16 protein-coding genes are annotated in these 20,365 nt (G+C 63.3%); 8 read left to right on the top strand and 8 right to left on the bottom strand.

Annotation, left to right across the window (positions count from 1 at the left end; all coding sequences use genetic code 11):
- The first annotated feature begins 24 nt into the window (after nt 1-24).
- From ACT6QG_RS12330 to ACT6QG_RS12345, 4 genes are all read left to right on the top strand, one after another.
- Complete coding sequence (locus ACT6QG_RS12330; RefSeq protein ID WP_444977874.1) at nt 25-1,665, top strand: COG4223 family protein; 1,641 nt, start codon at nt 25-27, stop codon at nt 1,663-1,665.
- On the top strand, nt 1,662-3,236 hold the full coding sequence (locus ACT6QG_RS12335; RefSeq protein WP_444977875.1) for a heme biosynthesis protein HemY: 1,575 nt from the start codon (nt 1,662-1,664) through the stop codon (nt 3,234-3,236). The genes ACT6QG_RS12330 and ACT6QG_RS12335 overlap by 4 nt, the downstream gene beginning before the upstream one ends.
- Before the next feature lie 175 nt (nt 3,237-3,411).
- Nucleotides 3,412-3,825 carry an EVE domain-containing protein gene (locus tag ACT6QG_RS12340; RefSeq protein WP_444977876.1) on the top strand — a complete coding sequence of 138 codons (414 nt, stop codon included), beginning with the start codon at nt 3,412-3,414 and terminating at the stop codon, nt 3,823-3,825.
- Complete coding sequence (locus ACT6QG_RS12345; protein WP_444977877.1) at nt 3,792-4,493, top strand: class I SAM-dependent methyltransferase; 702 nt, start codon at nt 3,792-3,794, stop codon at nt 4,491-4,493. The genes ACT6QG_RS12340 and ACT6QG_RS12345 overlap by 34 nt, the downstream gene beginning before the upstream one ends.
- Nucleotides 4,494-4,500: 7 nt before the next feature.
- On the opposite strand, the gene trmD is transcribed toward ACT6QG_RS12345, so the two are convergent.
- Nucleotides 4,501-5,211 carry a tRNA (guanosine(37)-N1)-methyltransferase TrmD gene (trmD, locus tag ACT6QG_RS12350; protein WP_444977878.1) on the bottom strand — a complete coding sequence of 237 codons (711 nt, stop codon included), beginning with the start codon at nt 5,209-5,211 and terminating at the stop codon, nt 4,501-4,503.
- Between the two features lie 558 nt (nt 5,212-5,769).
- Here trmD and ACT6QG_RS12355 point away from each other — a divergent pair.
- A complete protein-coding gene (locus ACT6QG_RS12355; protein WP_444977879.1) occupies nt 5,770-6,909 on the top strand; it encodes a putative bifunctional lysylphosphatidylglycerol flippase/synthetase in 1,140 nt (379 codons plus the stop codon).
- Between the two features lie 124 nt (nt 6,910-7,033).
- Here the strand turns inward: ACT6QG_RS12355 and ACT6QG_RS12360 are convergent, their stop codons facing one another.
- The 6 genes from ACT6QG_RS12360 to ACT6QG_RS12385 form a co-directional block, all read right to left on the bottom strand.
- Nucleotides 7,034-7,954, bottom strand: a complete 921-nt coding sequence (locus ACT6QG_RS12360; protein ID WP_444977880.1) for a diguanylate cyclase — start codon at nt 7,952-7,954, stop codon at nt 7,034-7,036.
- Nucleotides 7,947-10,778, bottom strand: a complete 2,832-nt coding sequence (locus tag ACT6QG_RS12365; protein ID WP_444977881.1) for a hybrid sensor histidine kinase/response regulator — start codon at nt 10,776-10,778, stop codon at nt 7,947-7,949. Before ACT6QG_RS12365 ends, ACT6QG_RS12360 begins: the two co-directional genes overlap by 8 nt.
- The gene (locus ACT6QG_RS12370) at nt 10,775-12,124 is read right to left on the bottom strand and encodes an ABC transporter substrate-binding protein (protein WP_444977882.1); all 1,350 of its coding nucleotides are present in this window, start codon (nt 12,122-12,124) and stop codon (nt 10,775-10,777) included. The genes ACT6QG_RS12365 and ACT6QG_RS12370 overlap by 4 nt, the downstream gene beginning before the upstream one ends.
- Before the next feature lie 215 nt (nt 12,125-12,339).
- Nucleotides 12,340-13,092 carry an SDR family NAD(P)-dependent oxidoreductase gene (locus ACT6QG_RS12375; RefSeq protein ID WP_444977883.1) on the bottom strand — a complete coding sequence of 251 codons (753 nt, stop codon included), beginning with the start codon at nt 13,090-13,092 and terminating at the stop codon, nt 12,340-12,342.
- A gap of 230 nt (nt 13,093-13,322) precedes the next feature.
- The gene (locus tag ACT6QG_RS12380) at nt 13,323-14,354 is read right to left on the bottom strand and encodes a transketolase family protein (RefSeq protein WP_444977884.1); all 1,032 of its coding nucleotides are present in this window, start codon (nt 14,352-14,354) and stop codon (nt 13,323-13,325) included.
- A complete protein-coding gene (locus ACT6QG_RS12385) occupies nt 14,351-15,190 on the bottom strand; it encodes a transketolase (RefSeq protein ID WP_444977885.1) in 840 nt (279 codons plus the stop codon). Before ACT6QG_RS12385 ends, ACT6QG_RS12380 begins: the two co-directional genes overlap by 4 nt.
- A 441-nt stretch (nt 15,191-15,631) precedes the next feature.
- Here ACT6QG_RS12385 and gcvA point away from each other — a divergent pair, with 441 nt between their 5' ends.
- Nucleotides 15,632-16,513 carry a transcriptional regulator GcvA gene (gcvA, locus tag ACT6QG_RS12390; protein ID WP_444977886.1) on the top strand — a complete coding sequence of 294 codons (882 nt, stop codon included), beginning with the start codon at nt 15,632-15,634 and terminating at the stop codon, nt 16,511-16,513.
- A gap of 183 nt (nt 16,514-16,696) precedes the next feature.
- On the opposite strand, the gene ACT6QG_RS12395 is transcribed toward gcvA, so the two are convergent.
- Entirely contained in the window at nt 16,697-17,611 is a 915-nt protein-coding gene (locus ACT6QG_RS12395; protein WP_444977887.1) for a hydroxymethylglutaryl-CoA lyase, read from the bottom strand.
- Between the two features lie 219 nt (nt 17,612-17,830).
- Between ACT6QG_RS12395 and ACT6QG_RS12400 the strand changes: the two genes are divergently transcribed.
- Nucleotides 17,831-19,243 (top strand): aldehyde dehydrogenase family protein, encoded by a 1,413-nt coding sequence (locus ACT6QG_RS12400; protein WP_444977888.1) that lies wholly within the window; start codon nt 17,831-17,833, stop codon nt 19,241-19,243.
- Nucleotides 19,240-20,361, top strand: coding sequence for an iron-containing alcohol dehydrogenase (locus tag ACT6QG_RS12405; RefSeq protein ID WP_444977889.1), 1,122 nt, complete (start codon nt 19,240-19,242; stop codon nt 20,359-20,361). Before ACT6QG_RS12400 ends, ACT6QG_RS12405 begins: the two co-directional genes overlap by 4 nt.
- Nucleotides 20,362-20,365: the final 4 nt, after the last annotated feature.

Consider the following 20,365-nt stretch of genomic DNA (forward strand, 5'->3'; position numbering starts at 1 on the left):
GGCGCTGACCCTGTGAGGAGGCCCATGGCGAGCGAAGACACGAACGCGACAGGCTTTTCGTCCCGCAAGGGACGCCAGCCCCCTACCCTCGACCTGAAGGCCGAAGAGGTGCGCGTGGATGAAAGCACCAGTTCGCCAGCCCCCGCCGATGCAACCTCTGGAAGCACATCAAAAGCGGGCCGGCTGACAGGCCAGCCCGCGCCCGCGGACAGGCCAGAGCAGGCGACCCCGCCGGAAACACCGGTGGCGGATGAGACGCAGGCCCCGGAAGCCGCCGCCCCTGCCACACATGCCGATGCCGGCAATCAGCCCGAAACACCACCGCCACCACCGCCGGTCACCCCCGGGAAAACGGGGCTTGGCCTTGGCGGGCTGGCCGCCGCGCTCATTGTCGGTGCCCTGGCGGGTGGCGCCGCGGGTGGCGGCGTTGTCTATTATGCCGCCCATAGCGGGGCCCTGTTCCCGCCGCCCGTCGATACCACGCCCCTCAATGAGCGGCTGGCCGCGCTGGAAAGCCGCCCTGTCGCCACCGCCCAGTCTGTCACCGATCTGGGCCAGAAGCTGGATGCGGCGGATTCGCGCATTGCCGATCTCGCCCGCAGCGTCACCGATCTTGCCCGGCAGCCCGACAGCACAGGCGCGCCGCAGGAGGCTTCCACGTCTCCCGAAACGGGGCAGGCCCTCGCCGGGCTTCAGGAAACCTCGGAACAGACACTGGCCGCCCTGAGCCAGACCCGGGAGGACATCACCCGTCTGGGCCAGGAGCAGTCTGCCCTCAAGGCCCAGCTTGAGACGACATCCACACAGGTGGAAGACGCGCTGCGCCAGGCCACGGAAGCCACGACGACAGCCGGCGCAATTGCCGGACAGGTGGCGGATGCGATCAGGACGGCGGGAGAGGCGCGCGAGCAGGTGAGCGGCTTCGCCCAGCGCTTCGATTCCCTCACACAGGCCACCGATGCCGCCGCAGCCGCAGCCCGGCAGGCGGAAGCCCTTGCCCCGCGCGTGGGCCTGCTGGACACCAGCCTTGCTGAAGTGCGCCGGGAGGCCGGCGCTCTCGCCCCGCGCATCGCCGCCCTCGACAATCGCAGCACAAGCCTTGATACGCGCATGGGCGCGCTGGATGCCTTCAGTCGCGCATCCGCCAGCATGGTCGTGCTGGCAGACCTGAAGAATGCCGTGGAGGAGGGTCGCCCCTTCAGCATCGAGCTTTCTGCCGCCCGCACCCTTCTGGGGCCGCAGGCGCAGGTGCTGGAGCCTCTGGCGGCCATGGCGGCGAAGGGATATGCGCCGCGCAATGTTCTGGCTGACCGGCTGGAAAAGGAGGGCAGTGCCGCCATTGCCGATCTGGCGCCGCCGCCTGTCGCCCCTGCCGGGGATACGCTGGTCGCGCGGCTGCTCTCCAGCGCGGAATCCCTCGTGAGCATCCGCCCGGCTGACAGCCCCGACCCCACCGGAGCGCGCGGCGTGCTGACCCGGGCCGTGGCGCAGGTGCGCGGCGGCAATCTGGTCCATGCCCTTGGTGAAGTGCGCCAGCTGCCGCCCCAGGTGGCGGACAGGCTGCTGCCCATCACCGCCGAGATCGAGGCGCGGCGCCAGGCGGTGCAGCTCGCCGAAACGCTCTATCAGCAATCCCTCGCCGCCATTTCAGGGAAGACGCCGTGATCAGACTGGTCCTCTTCCTCATCATTCTCGCCGCCATCGCTTTCGGCGCCTCCTGGCTTGCAGACAGGCCGGGCGAAATATCCATGGTGTGGCAGGGCTGGCGCATCGAAACCACGGTGCCGGTGGCACTGGTCATCATTGCGCTGGTTGCCGGTGTGCTGCTGCTGGTGTGGCGGCTGCTGATGCTGCTCATCGACATTCCCGGCTATGTGTCCCACCTCACCCGCCGCCGCAAGCGCGAGAAGGGCTGGGCGGCGGTCACGCGCGGGCTGCTGGCGATCGGTACGGGCGATGGCGTCACCGCCCGGAAAGCCCGCGCGGAAGCGGTGCGGCTGCTGCCGGATGAGCCGCTGACCCATCTGCTCACCGCACAGGAAGCCCAGTTCGAGGGTGAGCATGAACTGGCCGTTCTCACCTTCCAGGCCATGGCGGAAAAGCCCGAAACACGGCTGCTCGGCCTGCGCGGCCTGCATATCGAGGCGCGCAAGGCCGGCAATCTGGATGCCGCCGCCGCCTTCGCCGAACAGGCTGCCGAAGCCGCCCCCACATTGGCCTGGGCCAGTGATGCGGTCATCGAGGCGCGCTGCATCGCCCATGACTATGCCGGCGCTCGGGCCATGCTGGAACGGCAGATGGCCAAGAAGGGGATCGACAAGGCCCAGTATCGCCGCCGTCGCGCCGTTCTGCTCACCGCGGAAGCGCTGGCGCTGGAGCATGAGCAGCCCGATATTGCCCGCGAACGGGCGCTGGAGGCCGTGCGCCTCGCGCCCACTCTGGTGCCCGCCGCCGCCGTTGCCGGCCGCCTGCTGGGCGCTGCCGGGCAGTTGCGCAAGGCCGCCAAGATCGTGGAAGCCGCCTTCATCGCCAACCCACATCCCGAGCTGGCGGATGTGGAAGCCCATCTGCGCCCCGGCGATTCCGCCCAGCAGCGCCTGCAACGGGTGCGGGACCTGTTCCTGAAGGCGCCCAACCACCGTGAAAGCGCCATTGCGCTGGCCCATGCGGCCCTTGATGCGCAGGACTTCATTCAGGCGCGCGCCGTGCTGGAACCCCTTCTGGATGCCCCGACCCAGCGTGTGTGCCTGCTGATGGCCGAGCTGGAAGCCGCCGAGCATGGCGATATCGGCAAGGCCCGTGAATGGACCACCCGCGCGGTCAATGCGCCGCGGGACCCGGCCTGGATCGCCGATGGCGTGGTCTCGGACCGCTGGTCGGCGCTTTCCCCGGTCACCGGCAAGCTGGACGCCTTTGTGTGGGCCGTGCCGCCCGGCGTCGCCGCAACCCCCATTCTGGAGCAGGAGGCCGAGCGGGTGAAGGCGGCGATTGCAGCCGTGCCGCCGGAAGCGGTGGCCGCCGCCGCCGTGCATGCCGTCTCCCCGTCCCCGACAGCCGCGGATGATGCGCCGGCGGGCGCGGCGGAGGCGGAGGATGCCCCGCCAGCCGGCCCGGCTTCGCCAAGGCCGGCTCCGGCGGAGGCGATCGTCGCCATGCCGCCCTTGCCGGATGATCCGGGGCCGGAACCGCAGGACCCGGCCGGGCCGGATGACAAGCGTCGCATCTTCGGACTGTGATGTGACCTCTCAATCCCCCGCTTTGCGGCATGGCGCTGCCAGCCGCAAAGCGGGGAGACTTCATCCGCGCCTTGCCAATTGCCGCGCCCCGCGGCAAACCCGGCAGCATAATGATGCCTTTCCCGTGCGGGCCCCTGCCCGCGGGAACAGCCCAACCGCCTGAAACGAGAGTGCCATGGCCCACTGGCTCTACAAATCGGAACCCGACACCTGGTCCTGGGAGGATCAGGTGAAGGCGGCAGAAAAGGGCACCCACTGGGATGGCGTGCGCAACCATGCCGCCAAGAACAACATGCTGGCCATGAAGCTGGGAGACACCGGCTTCTTCTACCACTCCAACCAGGGGCGGGAGATTGTCGGCATTGTCGAGGTCATCAAGGAGGCGGTGCCAGACCCCTCCGACCCCACCGGCAAGTTTGTGATGGTGGATGTGAAGGCGGTGAAGCCGTTCAGAACCCCGGTTTCCCTGGCCACCATCAAGGCCGATCCGCGCCTTCAGGAGATGGCGCTGGTGAAATATTCCCGCCTTTCCGTGCAGCCGGTGACCGATGAGGAATGGAATATCGTGTGCGGGATGGGCGGGGTTTGATCACGCCCATCCGCGACCCGGTCGCCTTCATCCGCGCGGAAACGCGCCTGCGCCCGGTGCCGCTGGTGCCGGAAATCAGCCTGCATGTGGCCGATGAGGCGGTGCCGATCTGGCATCGCACCGAGGAGGAGCTGGGCCAGATGGGCCTGCCGCCTCCCTTCTGGGCCTTTGCCTGGGCCGGCGGGCAGGCACTGGCGCGCCATGTGCTGGATCATGCCGCCATGGTCCGCGGCAAACGGGTGCTGGATTTTGCCTCCGGCTCCGGCCTTGTGGGCATTGCCGCCATGAAGGCGGGGGCCGCGCAGGTGGACTGCGCCGATATCGACCCTTTCGCCGGGCATGCCATCGCGCTGAATGGCGCGGCCAATGATGTATCCCTCCGCGTGCGCGGCAACGACCTGATCGGCCAGGATGAGGGCTGGGACATCATTCTGGCCGGTGATATCTGCTATGAGAAGGACTTGGCTGAACGGGTCTTTCTCTGGCTTCTCGCCCTGAGCCGGCGGGGCGCGGCAGTGCTGATCGGCGACCCCGGCCGCTCCTATCTGCCGAAAGACGAGCTGGAACAGCTCAGTGAATATCATGTCCCCGTCACGCGGGAGCTGGAGGACATGGAGATCAAGCGCACCTGCGTCTGGCGCCCGCGCGCACGCCAGAGCCGGGCCTGAGCGCAGGCTACTCCTCCTTCAGCAGATCCGGGCGGCGCTCTCTGGTGATTGCCTCGGCCTGTTCCTGACGCCAGCGGGCAATGCGGGCATGGTCCCCGCTTGTCAGCACGGGAGGAATGGGCGCGCCCTCGAAAAGCTGTGGGCGGGTATATTGCGGATATTCCAGCAGGTTGGAGGAGAAGCTCTCCTCCGTTCCGCTCTCGCTCTTGCCCATCACCCCGGGAATGAGGCGCACACAGGCATCCAGCAGCAGCAGGGCGGCGCTCTCCCCGCCCGAGAGCACCACATCCCCCACGCAGATCTCTTCCAGCCCGCGCGCCGCGATGATGCGCTCATCCACTCCCTCGAATCGTCCGCACAAAATCACCGCGCCCGGCCCCTGCGCCAGTTCGCGCACCCGCGCCTGGGTGAGCGGGCGCCCGCGCGGGGTCATCAGAAGGCGCGGGCGGGGATCGTCAGCCGGGGAAACCGCATCCATGGCCCGGGCCAGAACATCCGCCCGCATCACCATGCCCGGCCCGCCACCGGCCGGCGTGTCATCGACGGAACGGTGCCTGTCCGTCGCGGAATCGCGAATCTGCACCGCCTCCATCTCCCACAGGCCCCGCTCCAGCGCCTTGCCGGCAAGGGCATGGCCAAGCGGGCCGGGGAACATCTCCGGGTACAGGGTGAGAACGGTGGCGCGAAACGGGGCGCTCTGCGGCAGGGATTCAGTCATGCCCCGGTGATGCGGGAGGACGGGCGCAAGGTCAAACCCTGTCTGCGCCTTCCGCCTGCCTTTTCCGCATGTTCCCCGCAGGCCGGGGCATGAGGGGCCGCGCCCCTTCACCGGCCGGATGAAAAGCTCCCGGTCGAGGGTTTTCAATCCTTTGTGTTTGCCCTAACGTCATGCCATCTTTTTGTCGTGCCCCGCTGTCATGAGAGACGCAAGGAGTCGCTCATGAATCGATCATGCGGGACGATGAGGGTCCGGCCAGTTCATCCTGCCCCGCGCCTGCGGACCGGGATGGTGGCGCTGTGGGGCCATCAGCGTTCCCGGCAATCATCCGGCATGGCCCCATGCCGGTGCCGGGAAACCATGATCTGCGGTGGATACGAACATTTATGTAACAGAGGCGACGAAAGCAGGTGGAGATGACCTCACCCTGCGTTTATGAGTAATCGCGCAAGTTCGCGTCGGCACGGTCCCGGGCAGTATTGCGGCGTGCGTTCACATCCGGTGAACCGCGTGCTGCCGTGAGACGGGACATGTCTCGATCGGGGGAAACGAAACGGTATGGCTTTTCGGTCGGGTGTCTCAAAGGTCTGGGCGTTCCTGCGCGATCGGGTTGGCCTTCATGGCCTCGGTTTCGTTCTCACCCTCATCATCATCGGCTTTGCGGGCTGGGTGCTCTATCACATGCTTCAGGATCTCTCCTGGACGGATGTGACCAAGGCGCTCGCGGCGAAGGACCCGGTGCATGTGGCCATCGCCTTTTTCATGGTGGCCTGCGCCTATGCCACCCTGACCCTGTATGACTGGTTCGCCCTGCGCGCCATCGACAAGAAGGACGTGCCCTATCGCATCGCCGCCATGGCCGGGTTCTGCTCCTATTCGGTGGGGCACAATGTGGGCTTCACCGTCTTTACCGGCGGTTCGGTGCGCTATCGCATCTATTCGGCCTGGGGGCTCGGGGCGATTGATGTCGCCAAGGTCTGCTTCATTGCCGGCCTGACCTTCTGGCTGGGCAATATCGCCGTTCTGGGGCTCGGCATCACCATTCACCCGGAAGCGGCCTCGGCCGTGGACCATCTGCCGCCCTATATCAACCGCATCATCGGCATTGCCGCGCTGATCGGCCTTGTGGGCTATGTGATCTGGGTCTCCATCGCCCCGCGCGAGATCGGCAAGTCGAGCTGGTATGTGCGCCTGCCCCATGGCCGCTCCACCCTGATCCAGATCGGCATCGGCATTCTGGATCTCACTTTGTGCGCCGGCGCCATGTACATGCTCATGCCGGCACAGCCCTATATTGACCCGATCTCGCTGGCGGTCATCTTCGTCACGGCCACCTTGCTGGGCTTTGCCAGCCATGCGCCGGGCGGGCTGGGCGTGTTCGATGCCGCCATGCTGGTGGCCCTCTCCCAGTTCGACATGGGCGAGATGGTGGGCGCGCTGCTCATCTTCCGGCTGTTCTACTATATCGTTCCCTTCGCGATCTCCCTGTCCATTCTGGGCATTCGCGAACTGCGCCTTGGCACCTTTGGCCGCCGCAAGGCGGTGGCGGGAGAGGATGCGCCGGCCATGCAGGATGAACCGGCAGCGACCGGCAGCACCGCCTCGCCCGTGGAGATGGATGCGGCTGGCCGCCCGGCCGCCGCCGCCAACCGGACTCCCCTCTCCGCCCGCCCCACCAAGGCTGCCGGCGCGCCCTGACAGACCGGGGCGAACAGCCCTGCCACAGGCAGGGGCCCGGCATCACAGGCCGGGCATCACAGGGTGCCGGCCGCAAATCCACTGTTCCGGGAAGATGCGGGTGCACGCCCGAGGCGCGCTCCCGTCAGAAGACGGAGACCTTGTTCCGCCCATTGGCCTTGGCCTGATACAGGCTCTGGTCCGTCAGCGTCACCAGGGTCACGCTGCTTTCGCCCGGATCGGGAATGAAGCTGCTGACCCCGATACTGACCGTCACCCAGGGTGATACGGGTGAACCGGGATGCGACAGGCGGCGCTCCAGAACAGCCTCGCGGATCTGTTCGGCAATCTGCTGGGCCTCATGGGCATCGGTCATGGGCAGAATGCAGGCGAACTCGTCGCCCCCATATCGGGTGGCGAGGCTGTCTTCACTGCGCATTTGCCCGGCAATGGCCTCCGCCACGGCCTTCAGCGTGTCATCCCCATACTGATGGCCGCAGCGGTCATTCAGTTCCTTGAAGAAATCGATATCGATCAGCAACAGGGCCAGCGGCCGGCGGCTGGTCTGGTGGCGCTGCCACTGCACATCCAGATTGCGGTCGAACCCCCGGCGATTGGCGATGCCGGTGGTGCCGTCGATCTGGGCGACCCGCTCAAGCTGCCGGCGCTGATGCTGCATCAGCAGGTGATTGCGCACGCGCGCGCGCAACAGGGCCGGGTTGAACGGCTTGTTGATATAGTCGATCGCCCCCAGATTGAGGCCATATTCCTCGTCCGTCTCCTCATCGAGAACGGTCAGGAAAATCACCGGCGTATCCGCCGTTTCGGGCGCTGTCTTCAGGCGGCGGCACACATCGAAACCATCCATGCCGGACATGCGCACATCCAGCAAGATCAGGTCCGGCTTCTCCCGGCGCGCCAGCTCCAGCGCCTCCTCGCCGCTGCGGGCGCGCAGGGGCTGGCAGACACTTTCCAGTTCCGTGGCGGCAAAGACCAGATTGAGGGGCTGATCGTCGACAATCAGCACTTTCTGCCGGGCTTGCGGCACATCCCTGTTTTCAGTCACGCCCATCGGCTCCATGAGGTGCGCCCGCCTCCCCGGCGTCGGCGAAGCTCAATTCCAGCGCCTTTATGGCCTGAAGTGTCGCGGCGTCAATATTCTCGATCAGCCGGTCGATCGCCTCCCCGTCCCTTTCCCGTATCGCCCGGCGCAGGGCATGGCCCAGCCCCTCAAGCTGGCGGAAGCCGCTCTGCCCGGCGGTTGCAACCAGATCATGGGCCAGCTTGATGAGCATGTCGGGGTCAGACCGGCTGGCCTGCGCCCGGATCTTTTCCGCCCGCACAAGGCAATCCTGACGCACCATCAGGATCATGGCCGCGAATCGCTCCGGCTCAAGGCGCCCCTGGAAATGCGCCAGCGGCTGAAGATCCAGCGCCGGGGCACTGCGGGCATCATCCGGGGCGGGGGCCTGCGCGCGTCCTTCAGCCTCACCCCCGCCGGACCGGCAGAAGCGGGCCAGAGCCTGCCAGAGCCGGTGCTCGTCGATCGGTTTCGCCAGATGCGCATCCATGCCCGCGGCAAGGCACAGCTCCACATCCTCACGGCTGGCATTGGCGGTCATGGCGATGATCGGCAATTCGAGGAAACGCGGGTTCTGCCGCAGCAGGCGCGTGGCGCTCAGCCCGTCCAGCTCCGGCATCATCATGTCCATCAGCACGCCGTCATAGGTGCCGTCCGGTGCCTCTTCCAGAATGGAGATGGCATGGCGGCCATCATGGGCCTGGTCCACCTCCATGCCTGCATCCTTGAGCAGCTCACTGGCCACCAGCCGGTTCAGCTCATTGTCGTCCACCAGCAGCAGGCGCAGGCCGCGCAAGGCTTCCGGCGATGCCTCGACCGGCGGCGGGGCGGGCAGTGTCGCATCCATGCGCGCCGGCTCCACCCGCACGCGGAACCAGAAGGTGCTGCCCCTGCCCGGCGCGCTGGACACTCCCACCGAGCCGCCCAGCAGCTCGGCCAGATTGCGCGAGATCGCCAGCCCCAGTCCGGTGCCCCCGAAACGGCGGGTAATGGAGGAATCCGCCTGCTGGAACGGCTGGAACAGACGCTGGATCTGGCCCTCCTCCAGCCCGATCCCCTCATCGCGCACCGCCCCGTGCAGATGCAGCACGCCATCCAGCTCCTCCAGCTCCAGCCGCACGGTGACACTGCCGGCCTCGCTGAACTTGATGGCATTGTTGATATAGTTGAGCAGGATCTGGCTGATCCGCAGCGGGTCCCCCACCAGCAGGGGCAACCGGTCCGCCGGCGCCATGTTGAGGGTGAGCCCCTTGTCGGCGGCCTTGCCCTCCAGCATCTCCCAGACATCATCGAGAATCTGCTGCGGCGAGAAGACAATGGCCTCCGGGCTCAGGCTGCCGCTGTCGATCTTGGAGAAGTCGAGAATATCATTGATGATTCCCAGCAGATGACGGCTGGCGCGCAGAATCTTTTCCACCCGGTCCTGCTGGTCCGGGGCAAGGGGATGGCGCAGGGCGAGCTGGGTGAGGCCGATCACCGCATTCATCGGGGTGCGGATCTCATGGCTCATGGTCGCCAGAAAGGCGGATTTGGCCTTGGCCGCCAGCTCCGCCTGCTCCTTGGCCGCCTCCAGCGCGCGGGACTGGGCCTTGATGTCACTGATATCCAGCCAGACACCATTGAACAGGGTCGCGCCATCCTCCTGCCGGCGCGCGGTCGCCAGCGTCTTGAGCCAGAAGACGCGCTCGCGGGTGGACACCTGCATGTCGATATCCAGCGGCTCCAGCGTGGCGATGCTGTGGGCAATGGCCGCCGCCAGCGCCGCATCCCCCTCCGCCGTGCGGTGGGTGCGTACATTGTCGAGACGCAGGCCGGAATCGGTCGGCCCCACGCTCACCTCCCCGATGAAGCGCTCCGCCTTGCCGCTGAGAAAGATGAACTGCGCCTCGCCCCCCTTGCGGACCAGAAGCTGGAACACCGCCCCGGGCATGGCGTCCGTCAGGTCCACGAGCTGCTGGGAGAGGCGGCGGGCCTCCGCGCTGGCGGCGGCCTCCAGTTCCAGCCGGTCGGCGCGCTGCATGTTGTCGCGGAACACCTCCAGCGCCTGCGCCATGCGACCCACCTCGTCACGCCGCTCGGTATAGGCGATGGGATAGTTGTAGTCGCGCGTGCTCAGGCGGCTCATGGCGCGCGTCAGGGCATTGATGGGCCGGGAGATCTGGGTGACGGACAGCCAGGCCGAAAGGGAGATGATGGTGGCCAGCGCCAGCCCGAAAGCCAGAGCCGTATTGCGCAGGGTGGCGCGGGTGGTGGCGTTGAGCCGGGTGGAGGCCGCCTCGAAATGGAAGGTGATGTCCGCGCGCAGCAGATCCATCTCCGCGCGCAGGCCATTCAGGGTGGGGTCGAACTCCGTATAGATGATGTTCAGCGCCCGGTCGCCCCGCCAGCGCGCGGCGGAATCCACGATCGTGGCCGCCAGCTCGAACAATCGCTTCTGCTGCTGCAAGATCTTGTCGAGCTGCGCATCGGCATGATCGAGCAAGGGGCGGATCTGGGTGATCTTGTTGCGGAAGCTGTCCTGCTGACGGTCCAGCACATGCTGGGCCGCGCGCATGCGTGCCTCCTCCTGCTCCGTCAGCACGGCAAACACCAGACGGCTGGCATCGCTGAGATCCAGCATGGCCGCGCCCACCAGCACGGAGGCCTGCGCATCCCTGTCGATCAGGGAGCGGTAGTCACGGTCCACCGCATGGAGGCTGATGGTGGAATAGAGGGTGATGCCCACCGCGAGCGCCCCCAGAAGCACCACCAGAGTGACGATCTTGCTGGTCAGCTTGAAGTGGCCATAGAGCCTGAGCAATGCCTTCATGGGGCAGGCACTGCTGCGGTGGCGATGAGCTGGCGCATGCGGCGCGCCGCCTCCCCGTCACTGATACGCCCGAGAAAATGGTCGCTCACGATGGTGTAGATCCCGGTCTTGACCCCGGCGATATTGGCATTGCCCATGGCGATGGAACCCATGAGGGTGCGTCGCATATTGGCTCCGCGCAAATCGCTGATGGCCTGTTTTCCGCAGGCATTGAACGCATCGCGCGGCACATCCACCCGCGCCGGGGCCGCGCCGGTGGCAATGGCCAGATCACGCTGGAGATCGATCCGCATCAGCGTTTCCGCGAACAGCTTGCGGGTCTGCGGGCTGCCCGCCCCATCCCTGAAGAACATGTACTGGTCGGCATTGAACAGATAGATGCCCTGGGTATCGGGAAAGCGGAAACACTCATAATCCTTGCCCGGCACCATGCCATAACTGTGGAACTCGCCATTCACCCAGCTGCCCTGCACCTGCATCAGCGCCTGTCCGCTGCGCACCAGCTTGGTGGCATCATCCCATGAACGTGTCGTGAAATCGGCATCGAGATAGCCGCGCAAGATGCTCATGCGCTCAAACACGGTTTCCAGAACCGGACCATCGAGAGCCTTCGGGTCCAGCTCCAGAAAGGCGCGGCGATAGAACTCCGCCCCGCCTGCCCCGGCCGCGACGGATTCAAACAGAAGGGTGTGCTCCCACGCCTCATGGCCGACAGCCAGGGGAATGAGCCCCTGCGCGCGGGCCTTGTCCAGCATCCGCACCAGATCATCCCAAGTATCGGGCGGCGGCAGGTCAAGGCGGGCGAAGGCCGCATGGTTCAGCCACATCCAGTTGGTGGAATGGGCATTGATGGGAGCGGCAACCCAGTGCCCCTCGAATTTCGACAGGTTCTGGATGCCATAGGGCACAACCTCCCGCCACTCTCCGGCGGCGGCGACATCATCCAGGCTGGCCAGCTTTCCCTCGCGGGCCCACTGGTGGATGTCATAGCCGATCACCTGCGAGGCCATGGGGGTGCGCCCGGCCTCCACCCGCTCACGCAGCACATCTCCAAACCGGCTGGTGCCGCTGCCGGCCACCCCCTGCTCGCGCAATTCCAGCCCCTGTGCCTCCATATAGCGGCGGACCACATCGATACCGGCCCGCTCCCCGTCCGAAACCCACCAGTGCATCACATCGGCCACAGGGCGGGGGGGCTCCTGCGCCTGTGCCGGCAGGGCATGAAAAAGGGCAAGGACAGACATGAGAGCAGGGGCAAAAACGCGGGCCGGATCGCCGATACGGGCAGATCCGCCACGAAGCGGGAACGCCGTGCTCTTCAGGACATGAACGGACCACTGGAACATGTGTCTTCTGGATTCCCGGGCAAGGCGGCCTTTCCGGCATTCCAGGGCCTGCCGGTGCAGCAGCATAGCATGGCGGCCCGCCCCTGTACCCCGACAATCCGCGCCGCTGCGGCACGGGCTTACGCGTGCTGCCGCCTGCCATGCCGCCCGGATATCTTCCGGGATCTCGAACGGCGCATGGGGCCAGTCCAGCGCCTCACGGGCTCGGAAGTCGCTCAGTGAATGAGCGAGCCGCCATTCACATCGACTTCCGAGCCCGTGACATATGCCGAGAGCGAGGAAGCCAGAAACAGCGCGCACCCGGCCACATCGCTGGCCTCACCCGCACGGCCCATGGGAATCCCGGCGAGCACGCTGGCATGCATTTCGGGGGTGAGTTTTCCGGCGGTGATGTCGGTGGCGATAAAGCCGGGGCAAACAGCATTCACGCGGACATTATCGGGCGCCAGCTCTCGTGCCATGGCCTTTGTGAGGCCGAGCACACCCGCCTTCGCGGCGGAATAGTGCGGACCGCCGAAGATGCCGCCGCCGCGCTGTGCGGAAACCGAGGAAATATTGACAATCGAGCCAGATTTGTTCGCGCGCATGTGCGGAATGAGCGCCTGGCTCATATAGAGCGTGCCACGCAGGTTGACATCGAGAACCGCATCATAATTTGCAGGGGCGATGTCCATGATCTTCAGCGGCTGGGTGATGCCGGCATTGTTGACCAGAATGTCCACACGTCCCCAGCTTTCGACAAGGGTCGCGACAGCCTTGTCGCACGCTTCCTTGTCCACCACATTACAGGCCAGTCCAATATGGCCGGGGCCGATATCGGCCGCAGCCGCGCGCGCCGCTGCCGGATCAAGATCCAGAATGGCAACTGTTGCGCCCTGCGCTGCAAACATCTGCGCCATGGATTTGCCGAGGCCGCGCGGAGAGGCCGCACCGGTGATGACGGCAAATTTTCCTTCCAGCAGTCCCATGGACCGGCCTCCCCTGTCAGAGCTTTTTACAAAACGAATACTGCATTCGCGACGCCAAACGGACAGGCTTCAGGCCGGCTCATGGATGAAGCCTGACTTCACGCAAGAGTGCGGGCAACACACGCACGCCTTCTTCCGGGGCACATTTCCCCCGGCTGTTCCTGAATATTTTCCCGAGCAACGACCTGCGCTGGACGTGTCCGCCCGAACCGGCCGGGCGGACACAGAACTCACAGCCAGGACTTGAGCGTCTGCGCCATTGCCATGGTGGAGATGCCGTAACGGTCATGGAGCGTGGGCAATGCGCCCGCATCAAGGAACTCATCCGGCAGGGCAATTTGCCGGAAGCGCGGAAAAACGCCATTGCGCAGCAATGCACCCGCGACAGCCTCACCCAGACCACCGATCCGGGTGTGGTTTTCAGCAACAATCACCGGACGTCCGGTGCGCGCGGCCTCCTTCAGAATGGTCGCCTCATCCAGCGGCTTGATGGTGGGCACATGGAGCACAGCCACATCAACCTTGTCGGCCCGCATCTGGTCCGCCAGTTCCAGCGCCCGCATGGTCATGAGACCGGAGGAGATGACCAGAACATCCGCGCCATCTCGCAGCATCCTGGCCTTACCCAGCTCGAACTTGTAATTGTATTCGTCCAGCACCGTCGGCACATTGCCGCGCAGCAGGCGCATATAGACCGGCCCCTTGTGATCGGTGATCGCCGGCACAGCCTGCTCGATCTCGCAGGCATCGCACGGATCAACGATGGTCATGTTCGGCATGCCGCGGAAGATGGCGATATCTTCGGTCGCCTGATGGGAGGGACCATAACCCGTCGTCAGGCCCGGAAGGGCGCAGACGATCTTCACATTCAGGTTCTCTTCCGCAATCGCCATGCAGATGAAGTCATAGGCACGACGGGAGGCGAACACGGCATAGGTGGTGGCGAAGGGGGTAAAGCCCTCGCGGGCCATGCCGGCAGCAGCCAGCATCAGGAGCTGCTCGGCCATACCCATCTGGAAAAAGCGCTCGGGATAGGCTTTGGCGAAAATGTGCAGATCGGTATATTTCGACAGATCGGCGGAAAGCCCGACAATCTCGGGGCGGTCCTTCGCCAGCTCCACCAGCGCATGGCCGAAGGGGGCCGCGATGGTGCGCTGGTCCGGGCCGGCGATGGAGGCGATCATCGCCGAGGTGGTCAGCCGCGCGCCACCCTGCTCCGGGTTATCCAGAAAAGCGGGCCGCTGGTACTTGTTCCGCTTCATGCCTTCCTCCCGGCATCCAGAATTTCAAGCGCCCGGGTCCACTCCTCGGGCTCCACACGCAGGAAGTGGTTGCGCTCGCGCTCTTCCAGGAAGGGAACGCCCCTGGCCATCCTGGTATCGCAGATGATCACCCGCGGCTCCGGGCCCGGATGGTTGCGGGCGACATCGAATGCCTTCACAAGCGCGCCAATGTCATTGCCATCCACGCGCTGGGTGAACCAGTTGAATGCCTCGAACTTGGGCGCCAGCGGCTCGAAGTTCAGCACGCTCATGGAGGGGCCATCGGCCTGCATCTGGTTCACATCGACAATGCCGATGAGATTGCCCAGCCTGTGGCTGCCGGCAGACATGGCCGCCTCCCAGGTCGAGCCTTCATCCAGCTCGCCATCGGAAAAAAGAGTATAGACAAAGGCCGGGTTACCCTTGTGGCGCAGGCCCAGAGCCATGCCCACCGCGATACCGAGCCCGTGGCCCAGAGAACCGCCTGTGATTTCCATGCCGGGCGTGTAGGCAGCCATGCCGGACATGGGCAGGCGGCTGTCATCGGTGCCGTATGTTTCCAGCTCGTCCCGCGGGATAACACCCGCCTCGATCAGCGCGGCATACAGCGCGATGGCATAATGTCCGATCGAGAGCAGAAAGCGGTCGCGCCCCTCCCATTCCGGATCATCAGGGCGATAGGTCATCGCGTGGAAATAGGACACGGCCAGCACATCGGAAATACCGAGCGCCTGCGCGATATAGCCCTGCCCCTGAACCTCACCCATCCGCAGCGCATTGCGACGAATATTGTAGGCCCGTTCGGCGAGCTGTTCATTATGACCAGTCTGGCTCATGTGAGAGATAAGCTCCTCCCTTCCGTCAGGCAGCATCCGGCATGTGCCGAGGGCAGGCTACCCGGCGGTATCTCACTGTGGTGAAGGTGTTATGCGCGCGCCACGTGCCGGAAGATGCCGGACAGAACCAGAGCTGCACGCAACTCCAGGCTCATGACCGGATTGGGCCGTGACATGTGCAGCCGATTCCGGCGCAGCGAAATAGGATCAAACAGATCTGTTGTGGACATGACGCACGCGCGCCAGCCCGGCATCCGCGAGGATGCGTCCGCATTCCATGGGCATGTGAATCTCCCTGTGCCAGCCGCTTCTCCCTTGGGGACAGCCTTCTTGGGGGCAGCCTTTTGTGAAGCTGATGCTAGGAAGTTGAAGGGCTGGGGACAAACGAATAAACATAGCCAATAGATGAATTGAATTTGCGGGAATGGTGCGGTGCGAAACTTGCCCTCTCTGAAAGCGCTTCAGGCTTTCGAAGCCGCCTCCCGACTCGGCTCATTTGTGACAGCGGCAGAAGAGCTTCTGGTCACGCCGTCGGCTGTCAGCCACCAGGTGCGCGCGCTGGAGCGCGAGCTGGGGGTAACGCTGTTTCACCGGGTGCACCGCTCCATCCTGCTGACCGATGCCGGCCAGCGCTACGCAAAACATGTCGCCGAGGCTTTCGGTGCGCTGGAAACGGCCACCCGCAGCATCTCCCGTTCAACAAAAAGCGATATTCTCACCATCCATGTGGTGCCGAGCTTTGCGGCGCAATGGCTCATGCCCCGTCTCGCGCGCTTCAGCGCCCAGAATCCGGATGTGGATGTACGTGTGAACGCCTCAACCTCAGTGGTGGATCTGGCCAGCGGCGAGGCAGACCTGGCTATTCGCTATGGGACGGTATTCCCCACAGCCGGTGTGGAAGTGGTTCCCTTTCCTGAAGAAATAGTGCTGCCGCTCTGCTCGCCGGAACTCATCCATGGCGATTACCCCATCCGAACCCCGGCAGACCTGCGCCACCACACACTCATCCATTCCGAAGTGAACCTCATCACCTGGCGCGAATGGCTGAAATGGGCCGGCGCACCCAGCATTGACCTGACACGCGGCCCACGCTTCGATCGCTCTTTCATGTCCATCAGTGCGGCCGTGGACAGTGCGGGCGTTTGTCTGGAAAGCCACATGCTGGTGCAGCGGGAACTGGCTTCCGGCCAACTCGTCGCCCCCTTCGGGCTTGAAGGGCCGACCATCAGCGGGCACTGCCTGATGTTCATGAAGTCACGCAGGCAACTTCCGAAGATAAACCTGTTCCAGACATGGCTCTTCAGAGAGTTTTCACAAAGCTGATTTCATCAAACGAACGACTCTTATCTATATAGGAACCAATATAAATATGACGCAAAATCCGTCATATTGCATGGCGATCCGATGCCCATTCTGGTCTCGGGCAGATCCTGGCATCGATAGAGCCTATGGCACTTCTGCCACCCAGAACGCCATAGGCTAAAGGGCATGACTTAAACCGCCATATCAGGCGTAAAGGCGTTCGCTCGTACCCGCCTTCACAACATATCCCGGCAGTTCATGGCCCAGCAGACCGGGCAACTCTGCGGACAAATCGAGAAGCGCATCGAGATTGACGCCGGTTGAGATGCCGCACTGATGCAACATGTGCACCAGATCCTCGGTGCAGATATTGCCTGTGGCACCCGGCGCATAGGGACAGCCACCGATACCGCCGATGGAGGCATCGAAGCTGCGGACGCCCTCATCAACTGCCGCCATGGCATTGGCCAGCGCCATATCGCGCGTATTGTGAAGATGCAGCGTCAGCGGCAGGTCTTCATGGTGCTTGCGAATGAGGGATGTCAGACGTGACACCTGACGCGGATTGGCAACACCAATTGTGTCCGCAATCGTAACCGCAGTTATGCCAAGTGCCCGGTATGTATCAATGCACCATAATATGCGCTCGACAGGCTGAGCCCCTTCGAAGGGGCAGCCAAATGTTGTGGCGATAGTGCCATTGACCGCAATTCCGGTGCCGGACAGCGCCTTCATGATACCCTTGAACTGCTCCAGCGATTGCGCACAGGTCATGCGCAAATTCCGCAGATTGTGCTTCTCCCCGATCGACATCACGAGATTGACCTCATCAACCCCGCACTCTATCGCGCGCTGAACGCCCCTCTCGTTTGGAATGAGAGCCGTATAGATAACACCCGGCTCACGCACCAGACCGCGAAAAACCTCTTCGGCATCCCTAAGGTTTGGTATCGCCTTGGGCGAGACAAAAGCCGAAACCTCTATCCGCCTCACTCCGGTTTTAGATATCCTGTTCGCCAATCTGATCTTTTCTGCAGTAGGCACGAAGCATGGTTCATTCTGAAAACCATCCCTCAGAACAACCTCATTAATTTCAACAGAACCAGTCTCCGCGGACATCTGCATTCTCCTCCCTTTATTATTGCAACCGCACAGAGCGCATGTGCGCCTTCAGCGCGGGCAGATTCATACATCAATAAAAATGTTATCTGATATATCAACAGAAAAATCAGCCTTGACGGACACCGGAACTCCATTCATATTTTTTGAGACACGATAACTGATATTTCAGTTTCGCAACAAAATGACCCCAACGGTCATGCCATGGAGAAAACGCCAGTGTCCGCAGAGAGCACCCATATTGCCGGGCTCGTCGCAAAAGCACGTATTGCCCAGGCCGTTCTCAATACCTACACGCAAGAGCAGGTCGATATTCTGGCTGGCGCCATTGTCTACACGCTGTCGCGTCCGGAACTGGCAACACAGATTGCCAATATGGCATATGAAGAAACCAATATGGGTCTGGCGGAAAGCAAGCGCGCCAAGCTGACCCACAAAATGCCGGCCATTTTTCACGACATCCGGAAAGAAAAGACTGTCGGTGTAATCGAAACTGACGCTGAAAACGGCATTGTCACCATCGCCAAGCCATATGGCGTGATCGCGGCCCTGATCCCGAGCACGAATTGCGAGGCAACCCCGATTTTCAAGGCGACCTTGGGCATCCGGGCACGAAATGCCGTGATCTGCGCACCGCATCCGGCCAGCAGGAAGACCACCCTGTTCGTCGTCGATATCATCCGCAAGGTTCTGCGCGCACTGGATGCGCCGGAAGATATTGTGCAATGCATCGCCACTCCCTCCAGAACCCTGGCCGCAGAACTGATGGCGCAGTGTGATGTGGCCATGGCCACAGGCTCTGGCGACATGGTGAAAGCTGCCTACTCCTCCGGAAAGCCCGCTTATGGGGTCGGCGTTGGCAATGCCGCCGTGATCATCGACGAGACCGTGAACCTGGCGGAGACCGCTGACAAGATCTGCATCGGCAAGACCGGCGACAATGCATCCGGCTGCTCTGCGGAGAATTCGATCATTGTTCAGGCCTCAATCTATGAGGCCTTCATGGATGAACTGAAAGCTGCAGGCGCCTATATCGCGAATGACGCAGAAAAGGCGAAACTTCAGGCCGTCATCTGGGAAGACGGACATATCTCCCGAAAGGTCGTGGCCCGCCCTGTTTCTGAAATCGCGGCGCTGGCCGGCCTGAGCATTCCTGCAGATCGCAAATTTATTGTCGTTGAGGAAACCGGCACGGGTCCACAACATCCGTTTTCGGGTGAAAAGCTCAGCCTGGTTCTCACGGCCTACAAATATGCCGACTTCAATGAGGCCATCGCCCTGGTGAATGCGATCACGGACTATTCGGGTTCGGGGCATTCCTGCGGCATTCACTCCACCAGCGATGAACGCATTTTGCGGCTCGCGCTTGAAACCAACACATCGCGCGTCATCGTCCGCCAGTCCCATGGCGTGGCCAATTCAGGGAGCTGGACCAATGGTCTGGCCAAGACCTTCTCGCTCGGATGCGGCAGCTGGGGCGGAAACTCGGTCTCCGAAAACGTCACCCAGAAGCATTATTACAATACAACGCGCATCGCCACCCCGCTCGACCGCTCCGCACCGGATGAAGCAACGATTTACGGCCCACTCTTTGAAAAAATCTCGGCTGTCCAGATCGAGGGCGTGGCATGAATACCTTTAAATTCTCCGTCCGCCCCCAGATCCATGGCTATGACAAATTCTCCGACTTCATCCAGGCCCATGAAGTCGGGCCGCAGGACCTCATCTTCACACAGCGTTTTCTGTACGATTCCTTCATGCAGGAAACGACGGCCCAGACACTTTTCTATGATGACTTCTGCGGCGGTGAGCCAACAGATATCGCCGTGGATGAAATGCTTGCGGCCATCCGCGGGCTTGGGTTCAATCGTCTGATCGCAATCGGCGGCGGCTCCATTCTCGATTGCGCGAAAGTGCTTGTGCTGGACTCACAGCAGAATGTGGCGGAGCTTTTCGCCCCCGGTGTTCAACCGGAACGAAAAGCCGGCCTGCTGCTCATTCCCACAACATGCGGCACGGGCTGCGAGGTCACCTGTGTTGCCGTTCTGGACTTCCCCGGCATCGGCAGCAAAATCGGCAAAGGGTTCGAGGCCGGCTTTGCAGACACTGCAATCCTGATCGATGAACTTCTTGCAACTATCCCCTACCCCGTATTCGCCACCTCCTCGGCGGATGCCCTTGTCCACGCGTTGGAAATCTATCTTGCACCGCGCGCCAATCCCTATACCGACATTTTGTGCATCAACGCAGCCCGCCTGATCCTGCAAGGATACAAGCGGATTATCGAGCATGGCCGGGGCGTCATCCAGCAGGATGCGAAATCCTACCTGACGGCAAGCAACATGGCCGGAATGGCTCTGGCCAATGTTCTGGCGGGTGGCGTACATGCCATCGCCATGCATTTTGGCAGCGCCCATCATGTGCCGCATGGAGAGGCAACGCGCCTCTTCCTGCCTGCGGTTTTCGAGGTCTATTTCGAGAAGCAGGCCGGCGGAAAGATCGCGGACATCGCCGCGCTGATCGAGGACGTTCTTGGCAAGCCCGCGCAGGGGGAGAGCCCCTTCGGAATGCTGGAACGCCTGCTGGCCGAGGTCGTGCCCGCCAAAAGACTGACCGAATACGGCATGAAACCCGGCGATGTACATGACTATGCGGACAAGGTGATCGAGACCCAGCAGCGCCTGCTGGTGAACAATTACGTTCCGCTATCGAACCTCGACATTGCGGGGATATATAACCGCCTCATGTAATACC

The organism is Haloleucobacter ellipsoideus (assembly GCF_052491725.1).

What these genes read in the sequence shown, in the direction of transcription:
- ACT6QG_RS12330 (WP_444977874.1), top strand. Translation starts at nt 25, where the DNA reads ATGGCGAGCGAAGACACGAACGCGACAGGCTTTTCGTCCCGCAAGGGA.
- ACT6QG_RS12340 (WP_444977876.1), top strand. Translation starts at nt 3,412, where the DNA reads ATGGCCCACTGGCTCTACAAATCGGAACCCGACACCTGGTCCTGGGAG.
- ACT6QG_RS12345 (WP_444977877.1), top strand. Translation starts at nt 3,792, where the DNA reads ATGGAATATCGTGTGCGGGATGGGCGGGGTTTGATCACGCCCATCCGC.
- trmD (WP_444977878.1), bottom strand. Translation starts at nt 5,211, where the DNA reads ATGACTGAATCCCTGCCGCAGAGCGCCCCGTTTCGCGCCACCGTTCTC.
- ACT6QG_RS12355 (WP_444977879.1), top strand. Translation starts at nt 5,770, where the DNA reads ATGGCTTTTCGGTCGGGTGTCTCAAAGGTCTGGGCGTTCCTGCGCGAT.
- ACT6QG_RS12365 (WP_444977881.1), bottom strand. Translation starts at nt 10,778, where the DNA reads ATGAAGGCATTGCTCAGGCTCTATGGCCACTTCAAGCTGACCAGCAAG.
- ACT6QG_RS12370 (WP_444977882.1), bottom strand. Translation starts at nt 12,124, where the DNA reads ATGTTCCAGTGGTCCGTTCATGTCCTGAAGAGCACGGCGTTCCCGCTT.
- ACT6QG_RS12375 (WP_444977883.1), bottom strand. Translation starts at nt 13,092, where the DNA reads ATGGGACTGCTGGAAGGAAAATTTGCCGTCATCACCGGTGCGGCCTCT.
- ACT6QG_RS12380 (WP_444977884.1), bottom strand. Translation starts at nt 14,354, where the DNA reads ATGAAGCGGAACAAGTACCAGCGGCCCGCTTTTCTGGATAACCCGGAG.
- ACT6QG_RS12385 (WP_444977885.1), bottom strand. Translation starts at nt 15,190, where the DNA reads ATGAGCCAGACTGGTCATAATGAACAGCTCGCCGAACGGGCCTACAAT.
- ACT6QG_RS12395 (WP_444977887.1), bottom strand. Translation starts at nt 17,611, where the DNA reads ATGTCCGCGGAGACTGGTTCTGTTGAAATTAATGAGGTTGTTCTGAGG.
- ACT6QG_RS12405 (WP_444977889.1), top strand. Translation starts at nt 19,240, where the DNA reads ATGAATACCTTTAAATTCTCCGTCCGCCCCCAGATCCATGGCTATGAC.